The organism is Chryseobacterium sp. UNC8MFCol, from assembly GCF_000482305.1.
GTDB lineage: Bacteria > Bacteroidota > Bacteroidia > Flavobacteriales > Weeksellaceae > Chryseobacterium > Chryseobacterium indologenes.
The window spans coordinates 16,609-42,071 of sequence record NZ_KI535291.1 but is presented as its reverse complement, the minus strand read 5'-3'; the positions used below and the strand labels follow the sequence as shown (position 1 = coordinate 42,071).

The window sequence follows — 25,463 nt, the reverse complement described above, 5'->3', positions numbered from 1 at the left end:
TTTTATTTACTTTTTGATTTTTAATAAACTTGCATTAATAGCCACTACAATGGTACTTATGCTCATCAGTACAGCACCCATTGCCGGGCTTAAAATAAATTTCGGATAGAGTACACCTGCGGCAAGAGGGATTGCTACCACGTTGTAGCCAACCGCCCATATCAGGTTTTGTACCATCTTTTTATAAGTAAGTTTGCCGAAGTCAATCAGTTTGACCACATCTCTGGGGTCACTGTCCACCAATATAATGTCCGCAGTTTCGGCTGCCACGTCTGTACCGGAACCTACGGCAATGCCAACATCTGCCTGTGCCAACGCAGGAGCATCATTTACGCCATCGCCTGTCATTGCCACAACTTCACCTTTGTTTTGAAATTCCTTTACTTTTTCCTGCTTATTGTGCGGAAGTACATTTGCCAAATACCCATCCATTCTCAATTTTCCAGCTACCGCAGCAGCAATCTTTTCATTGTCGCCTGTAAGCAAAAAGGATTTGATATTCAATCGTTTGAGGTCGTCAATAGCTTGCTTTGAACCCTCACGGATACTGTCTGCCAAAGTGATGATACCTGCTACTTTATTTTCGATTAAAACAAAGTTTACCGTTTCGGCTTCCTGATTGATTTCAGTTGGGATTTCGGGCAGTGAAAGGTGCTTTTCGGCGAAATAATTCGGTCCCGCCGCTACGACATTTTTCCCGTTTACAACACCTTTTACACCTATGCCCTGCATATAGCTAAAGTTTTCAGACTTCCATAGGGTGAGGCTCCTTTCTTTCAATGCAGCCATAATACCTTTTGCGATATGGTGTTCTGAATTTTGCTGTACTGCGGCAGCATACTGGATAACCTCATCGGCATTATATTCATCTGTTAAAGGGAAAACCTTTTCTACTGCGTGGGAACCTTTGGTAAGCGTTCCGGTCTTATCAAAAATGATGGTAGATAGCTTCCGGGTCGTTTCAAATGCCGTGCGGTTGCGGATAAGCAGCCCATTGGTCGCCGATAGCGTTGTGGAAATAGCGACCACCAAAGGGATAGCTACGCCCAATGCGTGGGGGCAAGCTGTTACCATTACAGTAACCATTCGTTCTAATGCAAAAGCAATATCCCCATTGCTGGCATACCAATAAATGAATGTGCCTATGCCTACGGCAATAGCAATAAAGGTGAGCCATTTTGCTACTTTGTCCGCAAGGTTTTGTGTATTGGACTTGGTAGCCTGTGCCTCTTGTACAAGATTGATAACCCTGTTTAAGTAACTGTCTTTTCCGACCGCTGTTACCTTAACTTTTACCGCACCATCGCCATTGATAGAGCCTGCAATAACCTTACTGTTGGCTTCTTTTTTTACCGGAACACTTTCTCCAGTAAGCATACTTTCATTGATGTACGAAAGCCCCTCCAGTACCAATCCATCGGCAGGAATTTTTTCTCCCGGTTTTATGATAACCGTTTCACCGCTTTGCAGGTCTTCGAGCTTTATCTTTACAGCTTCTCCGTTCCGCTCCACGGTAACATCATTAGGCAGTAAAGCCACCAACGACTGTAATGCCCTCGATGCAGCCATTTGAGAACGCATTTCGAGCCAATGCCCCAATAGCATAATGTCAATAAGCGTGGCTAACTCCCAAAAGAAATCCATCCCCTGCAAACCAAACACAACGGCTACCGAATAGATATAGGCTACCGATATGGCGATGGCAACAAGGGTCATCATGCCTATGGCTTTGGCTTTTATCTCGCCAATCATTCCTTTTAGGAATGGCAAGCCTCCATAGATATACATAACCGTACCCAACGCAAGCAGCACATACTTATCGCCACTGAAAGTAAAGCTAAAGCCTAACCACTGCTGTATCATGTGCGACAGCAGCAGGATAGGAATTGTAATGATGAGGCTTACCCAAAAACGTGCGAGGAAATCGCCCGTATGATGCCCCTCATGTTTATCAAAACTTTCTTTAGCATGGTCAGGGTGAGCATGTCCCGAATGCCCATGTCCTGATGTGTGTTCATGAGAGGCTGACGTACCGCCTATGGGAACCAATGCCATGCTGCAAAGGGGGCATTTTCCCGGTTCGTCTTTTAGCACCTGCGGGTGCATAGGACAAGTGTACTTGTTCATAATTGTAAGTTTAGGATTTACTTGCCAAGAATTTCAACTGTACTACCACAGGTAAGCATTTGTGAACCGTAATACGGATTTTTAACCGCATTCTCTTTGCTTAACCAGTTTGCTCCGCCATTATACATTGGGCAATGTTGATAATAAACGGGTACATCCTGTTTAGATACTTTAGCCAATGTGTAAATATTGCCCGAGAGTTTGGCAAAAGCATTTCTCTGTTTTGCAACATCTTTTGATTTTGATATACTTTCTGTATTGGCTGCTAAGTCTTTCATTATTTTCATCCAAACAGCATGCTCTTCTACCGATAGCTTACTCATATCAACTGGTTTAATGGATGCCGACAATTCAGCAGCTTTGGCGGATGCGGTCGCCGCATCTGTTTTTATCAAAGCATCTTTAACTGAAAAATAGTTGTCAAATACAGGTTTTAGTTGTGATTGATTTTGAGTAGCATTCTTGTTACCCTGTGCTGTCATTTCACTATGATTGTGATTGCCATGCCCGGCGTTCATATCCATTCCTGCCTCTTTGTTTTTGGCAGTTGGCTTCAACGCTCTATCATACTGGCAACAACCGGGTAATTTTGCATATACATCATCTGGCGCCAAGAACTTCTCGCTATCATAACCTGCTAAGGCGATACGTTTCAGGATTTCATCCTGATTTGTTTTGTCGCCGTCATAGGTGAGCGTAGCCATCTTGGTATCTTTGTTCCAGTCCACACTGGCTACCTTTTTTACGTTACCTGCTTTTTCGATGGTGGTTTTGCACATACCACAATTTCCGTAAATCTTTACGGTTTCTGTTTTCGCATTCTTGATTTGTGCGAAGCCGTTTATTGATGATAGTAATACAGCGATTACCATCACTATTTTTGATAATGATTTCATAATAATTACATTTTAAGAAATGGGGCATTAGCAAACCCATTTCTGTTTGAAATTTTAAATAAATGATACAAATTAGGGATTAAAAAAAGCCGGAACAGCTTTTGACAAGACGTACCTATGGCTGTCAAGTCATAATTTTAGCTTATTTTAGGGGGAAGCCAAATGGAGAAAAAGCCTGAAGAATAATAGGCTTCTTTGAAACCGAATTTTTGCTTTTTGGTTTCAGCAAAATAGTTCTTTGCTTTTAATTCTATTGCGATTGGTACACTTAAAGAATTTGGTGAAGAAACGCCGCACTTACACGAGTTATGCTTACAATTACCACCGCAGCCATTTCCATCTTTACATTTTTTACAGGATTTGGTTTTGCAACAATCCTTTTTTTCTGCTTTCTCGTGATGATTTTTTGAAAATTTCTGTTGTTCCGTTTTAATTGGAGCTTTTGAACAGGCATAGCTTATGTTGGGAGCCAATAGAAATCCCCAAAATAGCCATAGAACTATGGTGATATGTTTGTTCCAATTTTTCACTTAGACAAATTTATGAATTTATTTTTTTGTGATTATTAAATATAAACTGTAAAGTTTATACAAAGTTAAAATTGAATTTAGAAAAATTTCTGAATTTTATAACTTTGTGCTGATTTCTTTTTAAATCAATCTAATTATTGCAATATCTCTTCTTTAGCCACAAGCTGGCTTTTACCAATAAAATAAGCACGGGAACTTCTATTAATGGACCAATTACGCCTACAAATGCCTGCGGAGAGTGAATGCCAAAAACAGCTATTGCTACTGCTATCGCCAATTCAAAATTGTTGCCTGTAGCTGTAAAGGCTATTGAGGCATTTTTGTCGTAAGGAACTTTCAGCGTTTTATTGATATAGAAGCTAACAAAAAACATTAGTACAAAATAGATGATTAAGGGTATGGCAACTTTTATCACATCCATTGGCAATTCTAATATTTTATCGCCTTTCAGACTGAACATTAATACGATTGTAAACAATAAAGCATACATTGTAATGGGTGATATTCGGGGTATAAACTTATTAATTCCTTGATTACATCTTTGTACTTGGCCAATTTATCAGAACCCTTACTCAAATATGCTTTTGTCTTTAAAATTCTAAATTATTAGTTTTTATTGAAAGTCTTCGTCTTGTTCCAATCTCAGGCAAATATTTATCATCAATTGCTTCACCCAATAAACTTATTTCTCAAGTGCCTTACATAGCGTACTTCTCATTAAAAAATATAGCCAGCCCAACTAGGGGTAGCATCCTTACTCATTATTATAATGAATAGCTGGATCAAAAACAGCTTCATCATAAAGTTCAAATATGGTTTCCCGTAAACAAAAATAAAGGTAAAATTGAGTAAAGTTCAATAATTCCTTTATTAGTCTCAAAAATGAGAAAATGAAAACATAGTAGGGCTTTTCATCCAAATAATAATCATACAATGTTGCAAAAGTTACTGTTAAGGATAAACGCACTAAGAAAGTTTTATGGAAATTTTTAGCTAAATTTATAAAAGTACATTATTTCTTTTAAACGAGCTTGGAGTTGATAATAAATCAACTCCAAGCTGAAAATTACCTATTTTTACTATTATAATAGTCAAAATAACTTAATAAAATCATTATGGCAAGAGGATTCGAACTTGAATTACAAATCATAAAGTATTAAAAACCAATATATTGAAAATTAGAGCTCTTAAAATATTAGGACAAAAGTTCGAAAAATTGCTCCCGTCAACATATCGCAAAAGGATTCGAACTCTCCGAAAACCTACACAAACAACTCATAATCAAATATTTAATTTCAAAATCCAATTCAAATCTTGTATCAGACGGTTCGAAGATAATCCTTCCAAGTTCACTATTTATAAAAACCTATAAATCAGGGAATTTTATTATTTTCAGATATTTTTTAATTTCTCGTATAGCTCCAGTGCTAATTTAATTGACTTTCTGGTTTTATCTGAGATTTCAAAATCATTTACAGTAGATCACCATCTAATCTAATTTCTGCTTTATTAGTATTACTATTTCTTCAAAAGCTGAAACCATCCCCGGAGTGCATTTTACGTCTGAAGTTTCTGTAACATATTCGTTTCCTTCGTAGGTTTTCGTTTCGCCAGAATCATATTACAATTTTTTACATTGTAAATGATTTTTGATAAATCTGATAACAATTTTGACTCCACCTGTGCATTAAATACTCTGACTATTAACATAGTGGACATAAACAATATTTTTTTTTATTTGGAAATTCCTTCTGTAAAGACAATTTCATTATCTTTTTTCTTGAAAACCGACTGCAACTTTTCCTCTTCCGTTTCTTTCTTTTTTGGAAAAACTATTGGAAAACTTTCCTCAATATTTCTCTTGGTGAACATATAAGCTAAAGCAATAACCTCCATTTGCTTTTCAGGGATCTTATCTGTAATCGTTGCTAAATTTCTTAGATCAAGATCATCATACTGATCCTTGAATCTATAAAGAGTAGCTACTAGCATTTTTAAATTCAATAAGCTTTTTTCTTTGTTCCACATAAAGAAATAAGTATCAATTGTAGAAAATTGCCTTGCAGAAATATTTACAATTTTGTCTGCAGGTTTTATTACTCCTGGTATTTTTGGAAAGCGAAAGAGGTCACTCTTCTCTTTGAGAAATCCGGTATGCTTCTCTAATTCAGTAATAGAGACTTATTTCGTTAATCTTTTAAGATGAAGCCTAGCTTTTAAATCTGGTGCTTTTTGATAGACTATAAGAATCATATCAGCATACGCAGCAGCAAAATCTTCTACTGAGGTATTGGTATATAAATGAGCTATCTCCTGTAGCTGCCAATCGTTCAATTGGTTCATGATCTCGCCACAGTAATGTTTCCTTCCATTGCATTATTTTTACTGCAAATTCAAAAAAGAAAATTTCTATGAAAAGGACATTAAAATTATTTTACGAAATAAATGAACAACAGTATTATGTTTTATATCAACAGCTAGGAAAAGACCTTTTATTCAAAGTAAATCAAGTAAATCCTACAATGATATCACGCGTGATTGAAAGAGCAATATTCATTAACCATCATGAGCGAGGAAAGATAATTGAAGAAATGGAACAGTTTGTCAAAAATGGAAATAGAGAAGATGGAGAATAATCTCTAAAAAGTAAAGCACCTTGCCAGATGCTTTACTTATTTAAATTTATTGTACTAAATTCAATTGGATTGTTATCATGTATTTTACTTTCTTTTATTTTTGCATCTAAATCTTTTAGAAAGTTTTGTTTCTCTTCGTTAGATTTAAAAATTATATCCCCCGTAAAAGCTTTTTTTCTGAATCTCTCTAAATCGCTTTCTTTGGAAATTTTCTCATATTCATTGAAAGAAATTTCTCTTGCTTCTTTATAAGTAATGTCATTCAAAATATCGTAATTAGATTTCTTTTTCTCTACCGATACAATTTCAAATGAATGACTGTTTGTTTTATCAGATACTTTCAAAATAAGCCCAGGTAAACCATAAAATTTATATGGTCCATCTTGGAAAGGAATTTCCGGTGTAAACCAAGCCACCCATTCTCTTCCTCCAAAATTGGTCGTTGCTTTTTGAGCACTATACCCTCCGATCTTTTGCTTATCAGGCAATATTCTCCAATTTATCCTTCTTTCATCTTTAACTTTTAAAACTGGATTAGGCATATGGTTTGCGGTATAAAAGAAAATACCATCTTTATCCTTTTCTACCACATATTTTATTTTCATCGACGAATCAGGAAATGACATTATTCCTTTCTCCGATCTTGCAGTCATTGTAGAATCAGATATTATATGTTTTAAGCCAGTGAATAGAGATTTTTTATCTTTTTCAATATCTAAAACTACAAGCTCTTCGGAAATAGCATCTTTTTTCAAAGTATCGGTCACAAATTTATACTCATATATAATTCTAACATTCTGAGGTAAGAATAAGTTAGGTAATAACAACCAGATAAAAAAAATTTTGTTCATGTGTTAAAGATATAAAAAAGGTTACTTTTCAAGTAACCCTTAGTTAGTTTAGCATTTTGTTAATGATGTTCCAGAATCTACACAAGTTAAATCATTGGAATCTCCGTATACACCAGTGCTACACCCATTTGAACCACAACAGCACCATCTACCTGGTTCTACAAGCTTAATAAGTCCACCATTTACACCTTTTAAATTTTCTCTTGAAAGTTTTTTAAGATTTTTCATAATAAATATTTTAAAAATTGTCTGATAAATATAAACACTTTTTTTACTCACCATTACGGGAATGCGCATTTACTAAAAGTTTATTGTTACGTAGAATACAAGCAAGGTGAAAAAGATTTTTTGCTTCATAATATTCTTTAATTTGCTTAAGTTTCTTTTCAACTGAGCTCAAACTATTTGGCTTAATATCATTTTGTTTTAACCTTTCTGCTATTTCCTGCTGGCTTAGCCCATCCTTTAGATAGCAAATGACCAAATAATTAATAATTAATTTTTCAATGGAATCCATGTCATAAAATTAATATAGAACATTATTAATTCATTATGGAATTCCGTATCACTAAAAACATTATTTATGATAGTTTTACAATTAAAATCAATGAAAGAATTTATTAATGATTGCTTACTATTTAAAAGTAAGGATAGAGAAATTAAAATCATCGCAATATTTATGTGGATTTTCTTAATAGGAATCCTAATATTTAGTTTACTTGAGTTTTTTACTCAAATAAAAATCCCGGAACTCGTCCAATTCTGAGGGTCTTTTTTTGTGGTATATTTTTAATAGCAATACCTCAACAAGGATAGAGCATCCCAATTCATAACCTGAGTTATTAATGGCCTAATTCATTATACGGTTATATGTTTTAGAAAGGACTCATGAGGTATATTTCCTATGCTTATTTTTATGGAAGATTAAAATTTAAAGTAACATTAAATGTATTATTACTTTTATAACTACCTTTAAACTAAGATATAAGCATTTCAATAATTTTAAAATATTTTAAATTATGTGGTGGGTATACGCAATTCTCTCGGCTTTTTTTGCTTCATTAACCGCAATTTTTGCTAAAATTGGAATCACCGGGGTTAATTCAAATCTGGCTACCGCGATCAGAAGCATCATCATTTTATTTGTTGCATGGGGAATCGTTCTGGCTCGTAGCGAATACAAGGGAATTCCGGCCCTCTCGCGTCACAACATGATTTATATTGTAATTTCAGGACTGGCAACAGGACTTTCCTGGATATTTTATTTTAAAGCACTTCAAACCGGCAAAGTAACTCAGGTAGCTCCTGTTGATAAATTGAGTGTTGCCCTGACTATTTTCTTATCTGTCATTTTCCTTGGTGAATCTCTGACGATAAAAACAGTTATCGGCGCTTTACTGATTATTGCAGGAACTGTGATGTTAATCTTTGAATAATATTTTGCAAGCCGATATCCTCAACACTTCATTCAATGAAAACTACGGTTCACCTCCTTATTTTGTTGAATCAACTTAACTTTTACCTTTACTGGCGAGAATTCATCTTACATTTACATGGTAAACAAAAATAGACCATTAAAAAGTTAGTTTAATTAATTTAATGAAACATTGGTTAAGGATCAATAAAAATCTTTTTTGTGCTTCTTAAGCTCCTTGTAGCCATTCATTATGGCTAATCTATACACTTAATCAAGTTTGGTAGGATTGGTTCGTTCCAGTCCTATTTTTTATGATAATACCAAATTGATGTTTTTTATCAGAACTTAAATTCATCTATGGACGAATCATTCAGTAAAATTTTTGTACAAATGTCATGATTTTTGGCGGCTCCCTGTACACGCCATATGATAGTATATTTTTCTCCGTTTCTCATCTGTTTTCCTCTCATTGATTTCAGATTGTGCTCTTTAAAGAGATTTTCATATCTTTCCCTTACACCGTCCTCATAGGAAAGAGTCATCTGATAGGTATAACGGGTACTGATTTTATCGATCACATCCTGAATATATTTAAACATAATCAACAGTAAGAATACGACAACAGAACCTACGGTAGCCTCCTGATAATATCCGGCTCCGATAGTCATACCCAATGCGGCACATATCCAGATGGTAACAGCTGTGGTAAGACCCGAAACTCTGTTTTCCTCTTTAAAAATCACTCCCGCTCCTACAAAACCAATTCCTGTAATAATGTTCGCAGCTATCCGATCCGGACTGCCTGATCCACCCAGGTTCTGGGAAAGCATGGTAAAAATACAAGCTCCCAATGTTACCAGTATCATCGTTCGTAGTCCTGCGGACTTCAGCTGGTATTCTCTTTCAATGCCTATAATACCGCCTACCATCACTGAAAAAAGAATCGGAAGTATATCATCAAGTAAATCCATTTGCGTACTTATTTTGTCAGTATAAATGTATTTGATTTTTTCCAGGTACCCAAGAGGTGTTTTTGCTTCTTGACGGAACATAAAAATAAAAAACCGCTGTATAGTACAACGGTTTTTTATTTAATGAAAAAGTTTTATTTCAGTTTATATGAACTTCCATTCCATAGATAGGTTTTGGAAGAATGCTTTTTCTTTTCTCTGTCTTTGTCGTCTTTTTCCATTTCTTCCATTTTAAAGACGAAAGTATTTGGAATTCCGCCTTTATCATTTGGAAAAACATATACTTCACTGTGATAATAGACATCTGCATCTCCTACATTCATCAACTGAGGAAGCGCAATGAGCTTTTTGTCTTTAAAGAGGATATACTGATCATAGCTTGCAATACCGCACGCTTCACCGGAAACCATTGCTTTCAGGGTCAGCTCAACATTTTGTAATTGATGATTGCTTTCTATATTGAATGTTGCATAGCTCAGCTCCTCTCCTGTTCCTGTGTTGAAATATACCTCATCTACAAGTCTATGTCCTTCCAGTACCTTTACTCCGGCAATATTTTGTTTTTCAAAACCATCAAAGTCTTTGCTTTTCTGACTAACTGTTTTTGAAAGTCCAAAAAGGAAGTCATAACCATTCTTATTGCGGTAGCCTACACAGAGATTTCCTCCCCACACATAGCCTTCGGTGGTTGCATCCCCTTTCTGGTAGGAGATTTTATACCAGTTTGCTTTTCTTTCTCCCAACTGCAAAACAGGAACCGTCTCATCTTTCTTCAGAATCATTATCTGTTGATTGGTTGGTAACGAGTCTAAAATCGGAGAATTGGCCATCGGTTCTTTTCTGACTCTTGTCCAATCGGTAAAAATTTTCTGGGTTTTGTTTTCTTCAAACCCGAAGATTCCATCTGCATAAACTTCATTTTCCTGAGCTGCAAAAAACTGCAAAGTCAGCAAAAATAAAGCTGTCCATAAAGTTTTCATATTACTATTTTGTTTTTTTTATTTTTCCAATAACAGGCTTACCCATTCTTCACGCTGCAGTTGCTTTTTCAAGGTAAGACCGTTCTCTTTACAAACTTCAAGAATATCATCTACATCAAAGAAACATAATCCTGAAAGTAATAATTTACCTCCGGCATTCAGCACAGACACATACGTCGGGATATCGGAAATCAGGATATTTCTGTTGATATTGGCTAAAATAATATCATAATTTTCATTTCCCAGGTTTTCAGCTGTTCCCTGTTCTATATCAAGCTCAACACCATTTCTCACGGCATTTTCCTTTGAATTTTCAACAGACCATTCGTCAATATCAATTGCTTTTGTGTCTCCCGCTCCCTGCTGTTTTGCGTAGATCGCCAGTACAGAAGTTCCGCAACCCATATCCAGTACTTTTTTACCGGTAAAGTCAATATCCATCATCTGCTCGATCATCAGGTGAGTTGTTGGATGGTGCCCTGTTCCAAAAGACATTTTCGGTTGGATAATAATTTCGTGCATTCCCGGTACAGATTCATGGAATTCTGCTCTAATCATTACTTTATCATCGATATTGATGGGTTCAAAATTCTTTTCCCATTCTTCATTCCAGTTGATATTGGGCATTTCCTGGAAAGTATACTCGATTTTCACTTCTTCATTTTGAAAAAGCGGTAAAGCCTTCAGTTCTTCTTCATTAAATACATCTGTCTGGATATATCCTAAAATTCCTTCCAGCTCTTCCGTGAAACTGTCAAAACCTATTTCTATAAGTTCTGCCATTAATATTTCGTTCCATGGCTGAAGCGGAGAAATCCTGAAATCGAATTCTAAATAATTTTGCATGTGAATAATTTGCTGCAAAAATACTAATGTTATTATTGTTAAAAAAATGGATAGGATAAGTTTTGGTGAATGTGAAGGATTTTATTTTAATCAGGGGGATGAATTGTTTTTTATGGACAATTTTCTTTAAATTTTCAGGTTTTGGCTAAAGCCGAATGGTTAACGGAAAAATGAAAGCGGGGTAAAGCCCGCTCCTATCGGTGTATCTTATTGATTCAATCTCCGATGAATTCACAAATTCTACAGATTTCATGCTTTCACTAACCTGATTGATTAACAAAAAAAGCGGACTAAAGCCCGCTCCTATTGAATTCTATATTAAAATTGAAATCAAGTTGTGATTTCCAATTTTCAATTCATTAAGGGTTTGTAGAAAAAATAGATCCATTGGCAATCAAAGCTCTTCTGTTCATTTTCAAAATATCCCTTACCCATTCTGCAAAATCTTCAGGTTGTAATACTTTATCCGGATTTCCGTCTGTAAGTCCGCCCTGGATACTCATATCAGAAGCAATGGTACTTGGGGTCAATGTAATCACACGGATATTTTGCTTTCTCCATTCTGCCATCATAGATTGAGATAAAGAAACTACGGCTGCTTTTGAAGCGGCATAGGCTGACATGTTTGGTCCTCCTTTCAGTCCCGCTGTAGAAGCTACGTTTACAATATCTCCTTCACCTTTTGCTTTCATAAACGGATGTACAGCTTTAGCAGCATAGTACACTCCGAATAGGTTTGTTTTAATCACTTGTTCCCAGGTTTCAGACGGCATTTCTTCTATGGTTCCGAAGTCGCCGATACCTGCATTATTCACAAGGATATCCACACCTCCAAGCGATTCTGCCAGAGTAGCGATTCCTGAGTTCACAGCAGCTTCATCATCAATACTGAATATTGCGTAGGCTGAATTCACTCCCAGTTTTTTAATCTCTTCAACGGTATTTTTAAGGTTTTCTTCGTTTCTTCCTGTAATGGCTACGTTCACTCCTTCATTAGCCAAAGCTAATGCTACAGCTTTACCCAGTCCTCTTCCACCACCTGTTACGATGGCATTTTTTCCATTTATATTCATAGTGATAATACTTTTTGTTGCACAAAGTTACAAAAGAACATTTTTATGGAACGGAAAGAAAGGATATTTAATAGTTTTTTAATGGTTGGGAAGAGTATAAACCACATAGGCACAGTAGTATTTTGAGACAACAAGTTGCCTGAAATGACTTCACAGGTAATATAACATTTAAATCCGGGATCTCCCCCTTTGAGTTTTTATCAATTTTTCATTTTCTATGTTTCTATGTGATTTAATAAAAATTAATAGTTCGACATTTTAAACCTTCCCAAAATAAAGAAACCGATTTCAAAAGAACCGGTTTCAAAATCTAAAAAAAAGTATAGTAAAAAATTAAAAGTCTAAGGAATCTGGATTGAATTCTGAACATCAAAGTCTTCTGATGCAGTGAATTTATTTCCATACATATCAACTGCTCTCACCTCTACTTTATGTTTTCCCAGAGCAAGTTTCTTGGGAAAATCTGCCTCCCAGATATGTTTAGACATTTCAGGATTGGAAGGTCTTCTGCCCGGTAAGATCTTCTCAGTGGTATCCCATTTGAACACGGAAAGAGCAAAATTCGGATCGATGGTTTCGTCATACTCCATTTCTTCCCATTTTCCGTTGTCTATTCTGTACTCTACTTTATCTTTTTTGCTTCCCATAAAGAAATTGGCTAGTATTTTCGCAGAAGTTTTTGAGGGATAAGGAATTACTTTCGGAACGTATAATTTGATCTGATAATCTTCCGGTTTTCCGGCAGTTCTGTATTTCACTTTATACTGGTTATCGGTAAAACTAATAAAAGAATACCCTTTTGCGGTTCCGTCTCTCATTGTTGATGTCGGAAGTCCTGCATCGTCAGGTGTTCCGGAATACCAGTCACCACAGGTTGTTCCCACGTTGTACTCATGTAAATCTTTCATCCCTTTCCAACCTTCCTGTTTACCATAAAAAATCTGTTGCTGGATATGGGTATGGGCTGATAATAAGAGTACATTCCGGAAAGGATTTAGGAAATCGAATAACTTCTGACGGTCTGCATTTCTGAAACTGTCTTCATTCTTATGTTCCAGCGGAATATGGAAAGAGATGACAATCAGTTTGTTTTTATCTACCAGTTTCAGGTCATTTTCAATGAACTGCAGCTGATCTTCACGGAAGCCTCCCCAATATCCTTTTCCATCCCTGGGATCGGGGTACAAAATATCATCTAAAATAATAAAGTGTACATTCCCGTAGTTGAAAGAGTAATTGGCCGGACCAAAATTGGATTCAAAAGTTTCATCGGACAGTTTATCTTCTTTAGCATCATAATTCATGTCGTGATTGCCCATTACATTATACCATGGTAATCCAACTTCTTTCATCACATCTGCGTAAGGTTTTTGCAGGCTCAGGTTATCTCCTACCAAATCCCCCAAACTGATTCCAAGAACAGCATTTTTCTTAGTGTTCTTTACTTCATTCACAATTCCTCTTTTGAAATAATCAAGTTCCTTTTCGGTATAAGGCTGTGGGTCACCGAAAACCAGAATATCAAAATTTTTATTTTCGTTCTGTGGATAAAGCGGAAAGTTTACTTCTTTGGGAAGCTGTCCTGTTGGTGCTACTCCTTTATATTTAAAATCAGCGGGTGATCCTTTAGGTTTGTGATGATAATAAAACTGCGGAAGATTGTTGGAGTTTAAAGCAGTCTGATATCCTGAAGGCTTGATCACGAAAATAGTCTGATCTTCCTGAACCGGAAGGCTGTATCTCCCGTTTTTATCCGTAAGAATTACCTGAACGCCATTGGAAACAGCTACACCTTCAATTCCTCTTTCACGATTTTCTTTTTTCTGATTCTTGTTAGTATCTTCGTATACATATCCTGAAACAGAAGTTTGTGAGAATGCCATTGCTGAAACCAGCAGGCAAGGCACGATACATTGTATATTGATCTTCATTATTTTTAAATTTTTAGATTATTTTTACTCTTTACATTCTCAATTATTTGTTCCACCACATTTTCACATTGATATGATCTCCGCCCATTTGCTGAACGGCCGCCTGGTAATTGGCTGTGTTCAACACTTTAGGATTGGGAGGGTACATCAATCTTTGAGGCAGCTCTCCGTTATTCAGCAATCCGCCATTGTTCGGAAGCACCGGAAACCCTGTTCTCCTCTTTTCAAACCATTGCTGCTGGTCTACGAAGAAAAGAGCGATGTACTTCTGGAGCATAATCTTTTTAATATCTGCATTGAAGGCAACATTATCGTTATCAAAATAGTTAGCCGGAACTACTGATCCCCACTGTTCAATAGATGCCTTTACGCCATTTTCGTAGAAAGTTTTTGCGCTGCCGGTAATAATTCCTTTTAAGGCCAGCTCAGCTAAGGTAAACTGCAGCTCCGCATAGGGATAAATAAATATCTTCAGGGGAGCTTTTGCCAGGTTTTGATTAAGGTTGGAAGGCTGGTAGTTAAAAACAGTTCCGAAAGGATATCCTGAAGGCGCTCCTACATATCCGATATTGACATTATTAAGGTCCTTAGCCTGGGTAAAAAACATAGGACCGCGCGGATCATTATTTGCCTTTAAGGTCTGTAAAAAGAATTCAGATGCAGCCCTCCCTGTCGTAAAATCCTGAGGTCTTGCGATAGGCGGCATTAAGGGGGAAATTCCTGAAATGTCAAGTTTGGCAGCATCAGCATTAGTCTGAAAAACAGGATATACGGTCGGATTGTTGGCAATTTCCTGAATTCTTTCTTTTACATTAACCTCTCCGTCTCTGCTTAAAATTCTTGTCAGAAGCCTTAAAGAAAGAGAATTACAGAATTTCTTCCAATTGGTGATTCCGTTGACATCAGTATCCGCTTTATAAAACAAATCTCCTCCGGTCAGGGTTTTATTGGTAACAAAAAGACTATTGGCAGCCTTTAGATCATCTAACAGACTTACATAAATATCTTTTTGTTTGTCAAACTTTGGCTGAAGAATACCATTATCCAGTTGTGATGCCTGGGAAAACGGGATATCTCCGTAAGTATCGGTAAGATTGGAATAAATCCATGCATTCAGCACCATTGAAATGGCCTGGTAATTTTTATCACCTTCAGCAATGGCTGCTTTTTTAAGGTCATCTACCTGTTTCAGCCAACGGTAAGAATTATTCCAGAATCCGGCTCCTGTATTTTCTGTGATATAATAACGGCTCAGGGAATTTCCCTCATTCGGAAAATCCAGAGAAACCTGCATGATATCGAAAGTAAAGTCATTGGCCCTGTTATAGCCTACCGCAGCCATATTGTACTGGATCGGAACCAACAAAGAGCTGGCCACCGGCTCATTAATTCTGCTGGTATCTTTGTTGATTTCCTCAAGACTCCTGTCACATGAAACAGTGGTATTGAGAAGGGCAAGGAATGAACATATATAGATTAACTTTTTCATGTTTCTGATTTTAAAATTTAACGTTTAACTGAATTCCTACTGTTCTTGCGGTAGGCAACTGACCCATTTCAACACCGGGAGTGATGGTAGAGTCGTCAAGGGTAGCAGCTTCGGGATCAAATAGCGGGAACTTCGTCCACATCCAGAGATTTCTTCCAAATACGGCAAGGGTGATATCGGTCATTTTTAAAGACTCTGTTACTGATTTGGGGAAAGAATAAGAAATCCTGGCATCTCTCAGTTTGATGAAAGAAGTATCGAATGAATTGGTTTCGACATTGGCTCTCCTGTAATAATCTCCATAGTAAGTAGCCACGGGAATTCCTTTTGTATTTTGAGAAAAAGTCCCGTCAGCATTCTGAACCACTCCCTGCCCAACGATCAAACCACCAGGGTTGTCTCTTCCTGCAAGCGTATGGGTAAGTTTTCCCTGTTCAGACATTTTGTGATGAGACTGTGAGTAAGCCATACCTTTATACTGTCCATCGAATGAGAAACTGACTGTAAAGTTTTTATATTTAAATTCATTCTGAAGTCCTGCTCTCCATTTCGGGTATGCATTTCCTATCTTTTTCATTTCTGTAGGTTTAGCCGTTAGGCCATCGGCTCCATAGATCACCTGGCCATCCGGAGAATACATTAAACCGTATCCGTACATATCTCCCAATGAACCTCCTACAACTGCGTTATAATATACTACACCTCCCACGCTGGCCATTGTATAGGGCTGCCCCTGGAATTCATCCGGAAGAGAAAGTATTTTGTTTCTGTTCATAGACCAGTTGGCATTAATGTTCCATGAGAAATCTTTATTCTTGACCGGATAAGCATTTAGTACCAATTCAATCCCTCTGTTTCTCAATTCTCCTGAGTTGATAATTCTTTTGTTGTAGCCTGTTTCATATAAAACCGGGATAACAATGGACTGGTTTTTTGAATTGATCTGATATGCTGTAAAATTGAATGTCAATCTGTTTTTTAAGAGGGTAAAATCCAGTCCGCCTTCTATATTGGTAATCATTTCCGGCTTCAGATTGGGATTCGGGTATAACAGCGGAGACTCTACCGATCCTGAGAAAGTGCTATTTTCGTAATATTTATCAAGCATATAATTGTAGGTGTCATTTCCTACTTTCGACCATGATAATCTCAGTTTCCAGAAATTGAACTGATCTGATTTCAGTTTAAAGATATCAGACAGGACAAGTGATGAGGATATGGAAGGATAAAAATAGGATCTGTTGTGACGAGGCAGGGTGCTGCTCCAGTCGTTTCTGGATGTTACATCAAGAAAAATCATATCCTTATAACTGAAGTTGGCCAATGCATAGACACTGTTCACCTGATTATCGTTTGGTTTCGGAAGCCTGTTGTCTAAAGATGTCGCATTAGACAACTGATAAAGACCGGCTTTATTAAGCCCGATAGCCCTGTAATCACTCATGGTAGATTCATAGTACCTGATACTTCCTCCGGCGGAAGCTGTAATTCCAAAGTCTCCGAATTTATTTTTATATGTGAACAAGACATCATTATTAAGGTCCATATACCTGATATATTGTTCCCTGTAATAACCTTTCAGGTAATTGGCAGAGCTCCATGGTCTTCTTTGGGTACGCATTTCATTGCTCCATTCCAATCCTGATTTGAAAGCCACATCCAGATTCTTCGCAAATTGATAGCTTACGTTAATATTTCCCGTAAGGATCTTTTTATTGGTTGTATTCAGGTTTTCATAAGCGATCAGATAAGGATTATCAATATAAGAACTGAAAGGATGTACCTGATCCACCTGTTCCTGACCTTTTCTCCAAATCGGTTTGTACCAGTCAAGATCAACATTGGGATTCTGGAAAATCATGAAATAAGAGATCGACTGGTTATTATATCCCGTTGCAGGAAGATTATCACTTGTCGTCTGGCTAAAATTGACTTTGGTCCCGATTTTTACTTTGCTGCTCAGTTTATGATCTAAAGAGATTGCTCCGTTAAATCGATTGAAGCCTGTATTCGGCATCATCCATTCATTCTTCAGATAAGAGATGGAAGTCCTGAATGCAGTTGATTCATTAGATTGAGCAATCGATATACTGTTTGAATAGGTTGCTCCGGTCTGCCAGAAGTCTTTGATATTATTTTTATAAGGTTTCCAGAGTTTTCTTTCTTTACTTTGCCCTTCTATGGCAGGATCATACTGGAAATAGTACTGACCGTCAAACTTCGGTCCGAATGCACTACTCGTAGAGCCTGTATTGACTCCATCCGGTGAGGCTCCGTAGGAATAATAATAATTTCCGTTTTTATCTTTCTGCTGGGTTCCCTGTCCGTATTCATATTGATAATCCGGCCATTTTAAAACCGTATCAAAGCTCGAATAAGAATTTAGCGTAACCTGAATTTTTCCTTTTCTGGTCTTACCTGATTTCGTGGTAATCATAATAGCTCCCCGGGAACCGCGGGAACCATATAATGCAGACGCGGAAGGTCCTTTTAGGATGGATACGGATTCAATGTCATCAGGATTGATGCTGTTGAAACTATCTCCGTAATCGATTGGTAAGTCTCCCCCGGAGCCCGCTCCGTATGCCCCGGTGCCGGTACCTGTTCTTTTATCACTCAAAGGAACGCCGTCCACAACAATCAGCGCACCATTATTTCCCATATTCATTGAAATATCTCCACGAAGCGTAATACGGCTTGTTCCCAAAGGGCCGGCTCCGGCAGTCTGAATTTTTAATCCGGCTACTTTACCTTCCAGAGATTGTGCCCAGTTATTGTTCTGGGTTTGTAAAATTTCATCTGAATTAATAGTTTGGGTAGAATACCCCAAAGACTTGTCGTGTCTTTTGATCCCTAAAGCAGTTACCACTACTTCGTCAAGCCCTTTAATGGTGTCTTTTTTAGCTTTCTGCTGAGCCGTCAGATTGACGCTGATTATTCCTAACAGCGACAAAACCAACAGCTTTTGTGTCTCTTTACGCATATCCTTTTTGTTTGCGCAAAATTAAAACGACAATATGACTACGATTTTAATATGATTTTAACATTTTTTAAATGTTTATTGAATGGATTGTTAATTTTTTCTTAACAACTAAATATACCACTCTGTTTCACAGCGATTTAAGGAATTAAGTACTTTTAATATCATAGTCAGAACTTATTTACGTACCTTTATTGTCTTCCCTTGAGATAATACCACAAAACAAATGTAAAGTATTGAATTAAAAACAGATACAATAAAATTCCATTCCGGAAATATCCATACATCACCTGCAAAATGTATTACAGAGAAATATTTGGATAAAAAAAGCAATCTGTTCCATTATAGGGGCAGATTGCAGATATTACGTACATTTTTGGTTGGAGGTTAACCGCCCCGTCAAATCAAAGATTTGACACCACTCCGGAGGAGAGGGGAATGTCTGGTCTTTTGACTGAGGTATTTGTGATACACCCAGAAAGATTCGGGTTATTTATTTTTCAGTTGATCCGGGATATTGGTTGTGATAAATCCGATGCCCTGTTTTTTCAACTCATCATATACTGCCACATCATTTACCGTCCAGGAATTGGTGATCAGCCCTAATGTTTTGGCCTCAGCAATCCATGTTGGATTTTTCTGGAAAACACTGTAATGGTAATCCATACCGTCTAATCCTTCTTTTTTGATTTGTTCGGGAGACAGTTCTCCGTTCAGATACTGAACTTTAGCGGTTGGAGCAAGCTTTTTAATTTCTTTGCAGATATTCAGGCTGAAGGAAATAAACTCAGTCTGAGACTCCAGCTTCATATCTTTAATTGTCCTGATGGTTTTCCGGGTCAGCTCATTTTCCAGTTCAGGAGTTTTTGCCGGTTTTATTTCCACAATCAGTTTCAGGGAAGTGTCTTTCTTTCCTTGTTTTAAATAATCCTTTAATGTCGGAAATTTTTCACCGTTGGATAATTTCAGAGCCTCCAATTCTTTGAAAGATGTTTCTGAAATTTCCATTTTACCGTGATGTTCATCATGGTTGATCACCAATACTCCATCTTTGGTCATTCTCACATCAAACTCAGATCCGTAAATTTTCAGTTTCTGAGCATTTTCTAAAGATTTAAGGGAGTTTTCCGTTGTAGGAGGCTGAGCCTGGAAATATCCTCTATGGGCAATAATCTGGGTTTGTGCTTTCATCAATCCTGTACTTAAAACTGCTAACCCTAAGATAAAATTTTTCATAATATAATTTAGATAATTAAAATAAAGTTCGGAAACCTGTTGATAAAGGTAGGTATTATAACGATAGCCATTGAGACTTATTATAAAAAATACCCCACAAAAAGGAAGATTCCGGCTTTTGTGGGGTATGGTTTTGATGCGTTAGAAACTATACTTCGCTCCAATCTGGATCTGGTATGGATTTCCTGAAAGAGGGACTAAACCGTTACCGCTGATATTTTTATCGTATTCAAACTGTTTGGTTACCTGATTGAATCCTTTTATTCTGTATAAAGCGGTATTTCCGTATGATTCATTAACTCCCCAGCTTTTGTTCAGCAGGTTGGCTACGTTGAAAATATCTACAGAAAGTTCAAATGCACCGATTTTATCAAACTTAATTTTTTTGGCTATTCTTACATCCCATACTCCGAAGAATCCGTTTTTACCTCCGTTACGTTCTGCTATTTTACCATTGTATTCATTTACGTAATCTTTCAATGCTTTTCCTACTTGCGGATCATCCAAAATAGATTGTGCAATATTCGGGAAGATGTATGCCAGGTCGTTGGAATCTACGAAATCTCCGTTAACATTTCCCCCTGAAGTCATTGAGAAACGGGTTCCTCCGATCCCTGAATACCTTATTCCCAGTGTAAACCCTGCGATCGTAGGTGAGTTACCGTAGATTACGACTTTATTACGGAACTGATTGTCAGAATATGTCATTCTTAAATCTCTCGGGTCACTCTGAATCATGGTAGACAGTGTGGCTGAATTGGCTACGTTCCCATTGTAAGAGGTATTATCTTTAATGTCGGACCATGTATAACTTGCTGTGATTTCCCCGTCTTTCCAGTAACGGTAGCTCGTGTCAATCACAAAGGAGAACTGATTTACTTTACCGTCACTTACCAGCTCCAGTACTCTGCCGAAATTGTTATTGATTCTTCCTTCTTTCCAGTCTACTTTACCATCTTTTATACTTGTTGCCGGCACAAATACTCCTCTTCCTCCTTCATTATCGAGGGTGAAGACGGGATTAACTTTCATATTTCTGTCATAGTAGTAATAATTGTTTCTTCCCAATGCCATATACGCTGCAATTCCTGCTCTGAATCTTTCATTGAAGAAGTGGGTATAGGAAATGTTTGCTTTGTAAACGATTGGGATTTTAGCATTTTCACCGGTATAGTTAATTGTCGGAATCTGTTTATCAGCCAATGTAGGAACTGTGCCATAATTATTTCTATAGCTGTTAAAATCCGGAACAGGAACATCAGTACCCGTCACATCCACCGTTGCAAGGTGTTTTCCGTCAAATACAAGGTTATTGATGATCATGTAATTGTTGATATCAGACGAGAATATTCCGGCTCCGAACTTCAGGAAATCTTTATTTTCTTCGTTGATATTCCAATCAAACTGGAATCTGGGCTGGATCACGAATGACTTGATTTTGTTATCCGTTCTGATGCCCATTTCGTCATACAGCTTTTGATTAAATTCTGCTTTCGGATAACCGCCATAATCCAATCTTAAGCCGGCCATCACATCAAGACCTTTTGCAATTTTTGTCTGAAATTGACCGTAAACACCGATATTCCAGATATTGGATCTCACGGAAGGATCATCAACTAAAGGTACTTCCCTGTAGAATCTGTAAGGTTTAAGGCTTTCAAAATTGTAAAGATTGCTAGGATTATTTTTGCCATCTTCCCTGAAATAAAATCTCCCGTTCACTTCACTTCCGTAGATCGATTTTGAAGTAGTATACATCAGGTCTGCTCCGAAGGTATATTTTACTTTATCGGTGTTGTAGTACAAGTTATCTACGATCTGAAATACATTGTTTCTAAAGCTTTCCTGTGCAAAACGGTGACCTCCGATCTGGATATTGGTAGATCCTACGCCCTGAGACAGGATATTTTCTACAACAGCTCTCGGTACAGGTCCACCGAGCTCATCATTCTGATAACTGTTCTGGAATGTGTACAGATACTGAGCTTTCAACTCATTGGTCAGATTGGGTTTCAGGTTCGACCTCAATGTTAATAATAAACTGTTGTCAAGGTTTTTATCATTTCCGTAAGACTCAAAGAAATTGATGCTTGTATTATCACCTAATCCGTTTTTATTAAGATCGTGGGTAAAGTTATTTCTTAAGGTTAACAAATGTTTTTCATTGATCTGCCAGTCTAAACGTAAAAAGGCGGCGTCTGAATTTCTTACTTTATTAAAACTTCCGAACTGAGGAGTATTTCCCACTCCGTATTTTGCTCTGGCAATGTCCAGAAATTTATTAAGGGTTTCAGTGGTTGTATTTAATCTTAATTCATCTTCTTTTGATCCGATATCAGCAATAAGCAATGGTCTTGAATCCAGCTGATGGTCCCAGGCTACGAAGAAGTGTAATTTATTTTTGATGATCGGTCCTCCCAGTGAAAATCCGAACTGAGAAGTTGAGAAGTCATTCTGCCTCTTGGTTCCTTTGATATCGTAAGGGCTGGACAGCCAGTTTGTTCTTAAATATTCCCATGCGCTTCCTGAGAATTTATTGGTTCCGGATTTCGTAACGGCGCTTACTGTTCCTCCTCCGCTTCTTCCCAGAGTGACATCGTACTGGTTGGTTGTAATTTTAAATTCACGAACGGCTTCAATAGAAATTGAGAACGGGGCACCACTTCGGCTGGTCGTAGCCCCTGCTGAAGTAGGATTTTTTGCGGTCATCCCGTCAATCGTAAAGTTTGTGGAAGAGCCAAGCTGACCGGAAAGGTTTCCACCTTTACCACTCAGAGGCGACAACTCGGTTAGATTCGCAAAGTTTCTTCCGTTCACCGGAAGCATACTGATATTTTTCGCAGAAATGGCCGTAGCAGCTCCAAGGTTTCCGATTTTATTCTTAAGGTTTCCCGTGATCTTTACTTCTTCAATATTCTTTTCTCCTCCAAGATCCATGTTTACAGTAACCTGATCTCCGAAGTTTACACTGTAGCCTTCCTTTTTGTCATCATTGACGATAACTGTATAAGGGCCGCCCAAAGGAATTTCTTTAAAGATATATTCTCCTTTTGAATTGGTCTCTGTTTCCGTTCTGAACCCTGTAGATTCATTGACGATCGTTACTTTCACTTTTTCCTGGGCCTTACTTCCCGGTCCGGTTACTTTCCCTACAATAGAAGCCTGCGTGGTCTGGGCATACGCCATCGTTCCAAGCCCTAAAAACAATAATCCCAGTACAATCTTTACTTTTCTCATTTATGTAATTATTAGATGCGCAAAGATATTTAACTTTAAAAGGCATCTATTTAAGAAAACTTTAACATTATTTTAATTAAATTAAAACCCTATATTAACTTATTATAAATATCAATACACTGGCGATATAATCAATCTGTTGAAGCATGTTACGAATTTTTAATTTTCCGTTACTATTTAATTATGTTATTTTTTAAATGGGATTAGTTTATTTATTTTTGCTTAAAAGATAGAATAGTAATGTCTGAAAACATTCAACAAAGAATAGAGCAGCTCCGTAAAGAGCTTCACCAACATAACGAAAATTATTATCTGCTGGATACTCCTACCATATCTGATTACGACTTTGATATGCTATTGGAAGAACTTCGCGACCTGGAAGCAAAACATCCGGAATTTTATGATGACAATTCTCCTACGGTACGTGTAGGTGGTGGGATCACTAAAGTTTTCCCTACAATCCAGCATAAATTCAGGATGTATTCTCTGGATAACTCCTACGATTTTGATGATCTGGAAGATTGGGAGAAAAGAATTATTAAAACCATTAATGATCCAGTAGAGTTTGTAGCCGAGCTGAAATATGACGGTGCATCCATTTCCATTCTTTATGAAAACGGAAAACTGACCCAGGCTGTAACGCGTGGTGACGGATTCCAGGGAGATGAGATTACGCCAAACGTCCGTACAATTTCTGATATTCCACTGACATTAAAAGGAGATTTTCCTTCTCAGTTTTTTATGCGTGGTGAAATTTATCTGACAAGAAAAAACTTTGACAAGCTGAATAAGCAACGTGAGGAAGAAGGTCTTGACCCGTTCATGAATCCAAGAAATACAGCGAGTGGAAGTTTAAAAATGCAGGACAGCGGCGAGGTAAGAAAACGTGGATTATCTTCTGTACTGTATCAGTTTATTTCGGAGGAAGTTCCTGCAGAGACTCATTGGGAGTTGCTTCAGAAAGCTCAGAGCTGGGGTTTCAAAACGTCTCAACAGGCAAAATTATGCAGAACACTCGATGAGGTGAAAGAATTTATCACATTCTGGGATACGGAGCGTCATAATCTTCCCTTTGAGATTGATGGTATAGTTTTAAAAGTAAATTCATTACAACAACAGAGACAACTTGGATATACCGCGAAGTCACCACGTTGGGCAATGGCTTACAAGTTTAAAGCAGAAAAGGTAGAGACCGAATTACAGACTGTTTCTTATCAGGTGGGAAGAACGGGGGCTATTACTCCTGTCGCCAATTTAAAACCTGTTTTATTGGCCGGAACCATTGTAAAAAGAGCTTCTCTTCACAATGAAGATATTATCAAAAAGCTGGACCTGCACGAGCATGATTTTGTATATGTAGAAAAAGGAGGTGAGATTATTCCTAAAATTGTTGGGGTAAATACTGATAAAAGAACGGAGGAAAGCAGAGAAATAGAATATATCAAAAACTGTCCTGAATGTGGAACCGAGCTGGTAAAAGTTGAAGACCAGGCGATCCATTTCTGTCCTAATGAGCTTCACTGCCCGCCACAAGTGGTAGGAAGAATGATTCACTACGTTTCCAGAAAAGCACTGAACATCGAAAATCTTGGGAGCGAAACGATTGAGCAATTATACAGAGAACGGTTGATTGAAAATCCTGCAGATTTCTACGTACTGACGAAAGAGCAACTTCTTCCGCTGGAAAGAATGGCAGAAAAATCTGCCCAGAATATCATTACAGGAATCGAAAAATCAAAAGAAATTGCATTTGAAAAAGTACTGTACGGTATCGGAATCAAACATGTAGGGGAAACGGTTGCCAAAAAACTGGTAAAAAACTTTCCTACGATTGATGAGTTAAAAAATGCTACTGTTGAAGAGCTTTGTCAGGTTGAAGATATCGGAGCTAAAATTGCAGTCAGCATTGTCGATTTTTTCCAGAACTCCGAAAATGTTTTAATGATTGAACGTTTAAAATCTTACGGTGTACAACTGGAAAAAGGAGAAAGCACCAATGAGGTCTTATCCAATGTTCTGGAAGGTAAAACTTTCCTTTTCACCGGAAAGCTATCTCTGTTCACGAGAGAATCTGCAGAAGAGATGGTGGAAAAGCATGGCGGAAAAAACATTTCTGCCGTTTCTAAAAACCTCAATTATCTTGTGGTAGGTGAAAAAGCGGGAAGTAAGCTTAAAAAAGCCCAGGATATCGGCACTATTGAAATCCTTGATGAGCAACAATTCCTGGATTTGATTGAAAAGCAGTAAGGCATTCAAAATAATT

General features: G+C 37.3%; 20 protein-coding genes and 1 pseudogene. 3 read left to right on the top strand and 18 right to left on the bottom strand.

What is annotated here, in order from left to right; genetic code table 11:
• Positions 1 to 6: 6 nt before the first annotated feature.
• From M030_RS0117945 to M030_RS25790, 6 genes and pseudogenes are all read right to left on the bottom strand, one after another.
• A complete protein-coding gene (locus M030_RS0117945; protein ID WP_027374765.1) occupies positions 7 to 2,127 on the bottom strand; it encodes a heavy metal translocating P-type ATPase in 2,121 nt (706 codons plus the stop codon).
• 17 nt (positions 2,128 to 2,144) lie between these two features.
• A complete protein-coding gene (locus M030_RS0117940) occupies positions 2,145 to 3,023 on the bottom strand; it encodes a DUF3347 domain-containing protein (RefSeq protein ID WP_027374764.1) in 879 nt (292 codons plus the stop codon).
• A gap of 137 nt (positions 3,024 to 3,160) precedes the next feature.
• Positions 3,161 to 3,553 (bottom strand): hypothetical protein, encoded by a 393-nt coding sequence (locus M030_RS24430; RefSeq protein WP_034722840.1) that lies wholly within the window; start codon positions 3,551 to 3,553, stop codon positions 3,161 to 3,163.
• Between the two features lie 130 nt (positions 3,554 to 3,683).
• Positions 3,684 to 4,073: pseudogene (locus tag M030_RS24425) on the bottom strand (arsenic resistance protein); the annotation flags it as partial.
• 1,214 nt (positions 4,074 to 5,287) lie between these two features.
• Positions 5,288 to 5,545, bottom strand: a complete 258-nt coding sequence (locus M030_RS0117920; RefSeq protein WP_155860274.1) for a hypothetical protein — start codon at positions 5,543 to 5,545, stop codon at positions 5,288 to 5,290.
• Between the two features lie 189 nt (positions 5,546 to 5,734).
• Positions 5,735 to 5,896: a hypothetical protein gene (locus M030_RS25790; RefSeq protein WP_185097400.1), complete on the bottom strand. Its 162-nt coding sequence runs from the start codon at positions 5,894 to 5,896 to the stop codon at positions 5,735 to 5,737.
• A gap of 68 nt (positions 5,897 to 5,964) precedes the next feature.
• On the opposite strand from M030_RS25790, the gene M030_RS0117910 reads away from it, so the two are divergent.
• Positions 5,965 to 6,189, top strand: a complete 225-nt coding sequence (locus M030_RS0117910; protein WP_027374761.1) for a hypothetical protein — start codon at positions 5,965 to 5,967, stop codon at positions 6,187 to 6,189.
• Between the two features lie 32 nt (positions 6,190 to 6,221).
• Here the strand turns inward: M030_RS0117910 and M030_RS0117905 are convergent, their stop codons facing one another.
• Genes M030_RS0117905 through M030_RS0117895 form a run of 3 tightly spaced genes read right to left on the bottom strand, consistent with a single transcriptional unit; the run spans position 6,222 to position 7,557 of the window.
• Positions 6,222 to 7,040 carry a GLPGLI family protein gene (locus tag M030_RS0117905; RefSeq protein ID WP_027374760.1) on the bottom strand — a complete coding sequence of 273 codons (819 nt, stop codon included), beginning with the start codon at positions 7,038 to 7,040 and terminating at the stop codon, positions 6,222 to 6,224.
• Positions 7,041 to 7,088: 48 nt separating this feature from the next.
• Positions 7,089 to 7,268 carry a bacteriocin-like protein gene (locus M030_RS0117900; protein ID WP_138403009.1) on the bottom strand — a complete coding sequence of 60 codons (180 nt, stop codon included), beginning with the start codon at positions 7,266 to 7,268 and terminating at the stop codon, positions 7,089 to 7,091.
• A 43-nt stretch (positions 7,269 to 7,311) separates the two neighbouring features.
• Positions 7,312 to 7,557, bottom strand: a complete 246-nt coding sequence (locus M030_RS0117895; protein WP_027374758.1) for a helix-turn-helix transcriptional regulator — start codon at positions 7,555 to 7,557, stop codon at positions 7,312 to 7,314.
• 502 nt (positions 7,558 to 8,059) lie between these two features.
• Here M030_RS0117895 and M030_RS0117885 point away from each other — a divergent pair.
• A complete protein-coding gene (locus M030_RS0117885; RefSeq protein ID WP_027374757.1) occupies positions 8,060 to 8,476 on the top strand; it encodes an EamA family transporter in 417 nt (138 codons plus the stop codon).
• Positions 8,477 to 8,795: 319 nt separating this feature from the next.
• Here M030_RS0117885 and M030_RS0117880 read toward each other — a convergent pair whose 3' ends face one another.
• The 9 genes from M030_RS0117880 to M030_RS0117840 form a co-directional block, all read right to left on the bottom strand.
• Positions 8,796 to 9,428: an MgtC/SapB family protein gene (locus M030_RS0117880; RefSeq protein WP_027374756.1), complete on the bottom strand. Its 633-nt coding sequence runs from the start codon at positions 9,426 to 9,428 to the stop codon at positions 8,796 to 8,798.
• Between the two features lie 134 nt (positions 9,429 to 9,562).
• The gene (locus M030_RS0117875; RefSeq protein ID WP_027374755.1) at positions 9,563 to 10,408 is read right to left on the bottom strand and encodes an SH3 domain-containing protein; all 846 of its coding nucleotides are present in this window, start codon (positions 10,406 to 10,408) and stop codon (positions 9,563 to 9,565) included.
• An 18-nt stretch (positions 10,409 to 10,426) separates the two neighbouring features.
• Positions 10,427 to 11,254, bottom strand: coding sequence for a 50S ribosomal protein L11 methyltransferase (prmA, locus tag M030_RS0117870; RefSeq protein WP_027374754.1), 828 nt, complete (start codon positions 11,252 to 11,254; stop codon positions 10,427 to 10,429).
• Between the two features lie 359 nt (positions 11,255 to 11,613).
• Positions 11,614 to 12,327 carry a 3-ketoacyl-ACP reductase gene (locus tag M030_RS0117865; RefSeq protein WP_027374753.1) on the bottom strand — a complete coding sequence of 238 codons (714 nt, stop codon included), beginning with the start codon at positions 12,325 to 12,327 and terminating at the stop codon, positions 11,614 to 11,616.
• Between the two features lie 341 nt (positions 12,328 to 12,668).
• The gene (locus M030_RS0117860; RefSeq protein WP_027374752.1) at positions 12,669 to 14,258 is read right to left on the bottom strand and encodes a calcineurin-like phosphoesterase C-terminal domain-containing protein; all 1,590 of its coding nucleotides are present in this window, start codon (positions 14,256 to 14,258) and stop codon (positions 12,669 to 12,671) included.
• A gap of 43 nt (positions 14,259 to 14,301) precedes the next feature.
• Positions 14,302 to 15,747, bottom strand: a complete 1,446-nt coding sequence (locus M030_RS0117855; protein WP_027374751.1) for a SusD/RagB family nutrient-binding outer membrane lipoprotein — start codon at positions 15,745 to 15,747, stop codon at positions 14,302 to 14,304.
• A 10-nt stretch (positions 15,748 to 15,757) separates the two neighbouring features.
• A complete protein-coding gene (locus tag M030_RS0117850) occupies positions 15,758 to 18,730 on the bottom strand; it encodes a SusC/RagA family TonB-linked outer membrane protein (RefSeq protein ID WP_027374750.1) in 2,973 nt (990 codons plus the stop codon).
• A gap of 486 nt (positions 18,731 to 19,216) precedes the next feature.
• Entirely contained in the window at positions 19,217 to 19,963 is a 747-nt protein-coding gene (locus M030_RS0117845; protein ID WP_027374749.1) for a glycerophosphodiester phosphodiesterase family protein, read from the bottom strand.
• Between the two features lie 141 nt (positions 19,964 to 20,104).
• Entirely contained in the window at positions 20,105 to 23,200 is a 3,096-nt protein-coding gene (locus M030_RS0117840) for a TonB-dependent receptor (RefSeq protein WP_027374748.1), read from the bottom strand.
• Positions 23,201 to 23,440: 240 nt separating this feature from the next.
• Between M030_RS0117840 and ligA the strand changes: the two genes are divergently transcribed.
• Positions 23,441 to 25,447, top strand: coding sequence for an NAD-dependent DNA ligase LigA (ligA, locus tag M030_RS0117835; protein ID WP_027374747.1), 2,007 nt, complete (start codon positions 23,441 to 23,443; stop codon positions 25,445 to 25,447).
• Positions 25,448 to 25,463 lie beyond the last annotated feature (16 nt).

Coding starts and splice junctions, on each gene's coding strand:
- M030_RS0117945 (WP_027374765.1), bottom strand. CDS start 2,127: ATGAACAAGTACACTTGTCCTATGCACCCGCAGGTGCTAAAAGACGAA.
- M030_RS0117940 (WP_027374764.1), bottom strand. CDS start 3,023: ATGAAATCATTATCAAAAATAGTGATGGTAATCGCTGTATTACTATCA.
- M030_RS0117920 (WP_155860274.1), bottom strand. CDS start 5,545: ATGCTAGTAGCTACTCTTTATAGATTCAAGGATCAGTATGATGATCTT.
- M030_RS25790 (WP_185097400.1), bottom strand. CDS start 5,896: ATGAACCAATTGAACGATTGGCAGCTACAGGAGATAGCTCATTTATAT.
- M030_RS0117910 (WP_027374761.1), top strand. CDS start 5,965: ATGAAAAGGACATTAAAATTATTTTACGAAATAAATGAACAACAGTAT.
- M030_RS0117905 (WP_027374760.1), bottom strand. CDS start 7,040: ATGAACAAAATTTTTTTTATCTGGTTGTTATTACCTAACTTATTCTTA.
- M030_RS0117900 (WP_138403009.1), bottom strand. CDS start 7,268: ATGAAAAATCTTAAAAAACTTTCAAGAGAAAATTTAAAAGGTGTAAAT.
- M030_RS0117895 (WP_027374758.1), bottom strand. CDS start 7,557: ATGGATTCCATTGAAAAATTAATTATTAATTATTTGGTCATTTGCTAT.
- M030_RS0117885 (WP_027374757.1), top strand. CDS start 8,060: ATGTGGTGGGTATACGCAATTCTCTCGGCTTTTTTTGCTTCATTAACC.
- M030_RS0117880 (WP_027374756.1), bottom strand. CDS start 9,428: ATGGATTTACTTGATGATATACTTCCGATTCTTTTTTCAGTGATGGTA.
- M030_RS0117875 (WP_027374755.1), bottom strand. CDS start 10,408: ATGAAAACTTTATGGACAGCTTTATTTTTGCTGACTTTGCAGTTTTTT.
- prmA (WP_027374754.1), bottom strand. CDS start 11,254: ATGCAAAATTATTTAGAATTCGATTTCAGGATTTCTCCGCTTCAGCCA.
- M030_RS0117865 (WP_027374753.1), bottom strand. CDS start 12,327: ATGAATATAAATGGAAAAAATGCCATCGTAACAGGTGGTGGAAGAGGA.
- M030_RS0117860 (WP_027374752.1), bottom strand. CDS start 14,258: ATGAAGATCAATATACAATGTATCGTGCCTTGCCTGCTGGTTTCAGCA.
- M030_RS0117855 (WP_027374751.1), bottom strand. CDS start 15,747: ATGAAAAAGTTAATCTATATATGTTCATTCCTTGCCCTTCTCAATACC.
- M030_RS0117850 (WP_027374750.1), bottom strand. CDS start 18,730: ATGCGTAAAGAGACACAAAAGCTGTTGGTTTTGTCGCTGTTAGGAATA.
- M030_RS0117845 (WP_027374749.1), bottom strand. CDS start 19,963: ATGAAAAATTTTATCTTAGGGTTAGCAGTTTTAAGTACAGGATTGATG.
- M030_RS0117840 (WP_027374748.1), bottom strand. CDS start 23,200: ATGAGAAAAGTAAAGATTGTACTGGGATTATTGTTTTTAGGGCTTGGA.
- ligA (WP_027374747.1), top strand. CDS start 23,441: ATGTCTGAAAACATTCAACAAAGAATAGAGCAGCTCCGTAAAGAGCTT.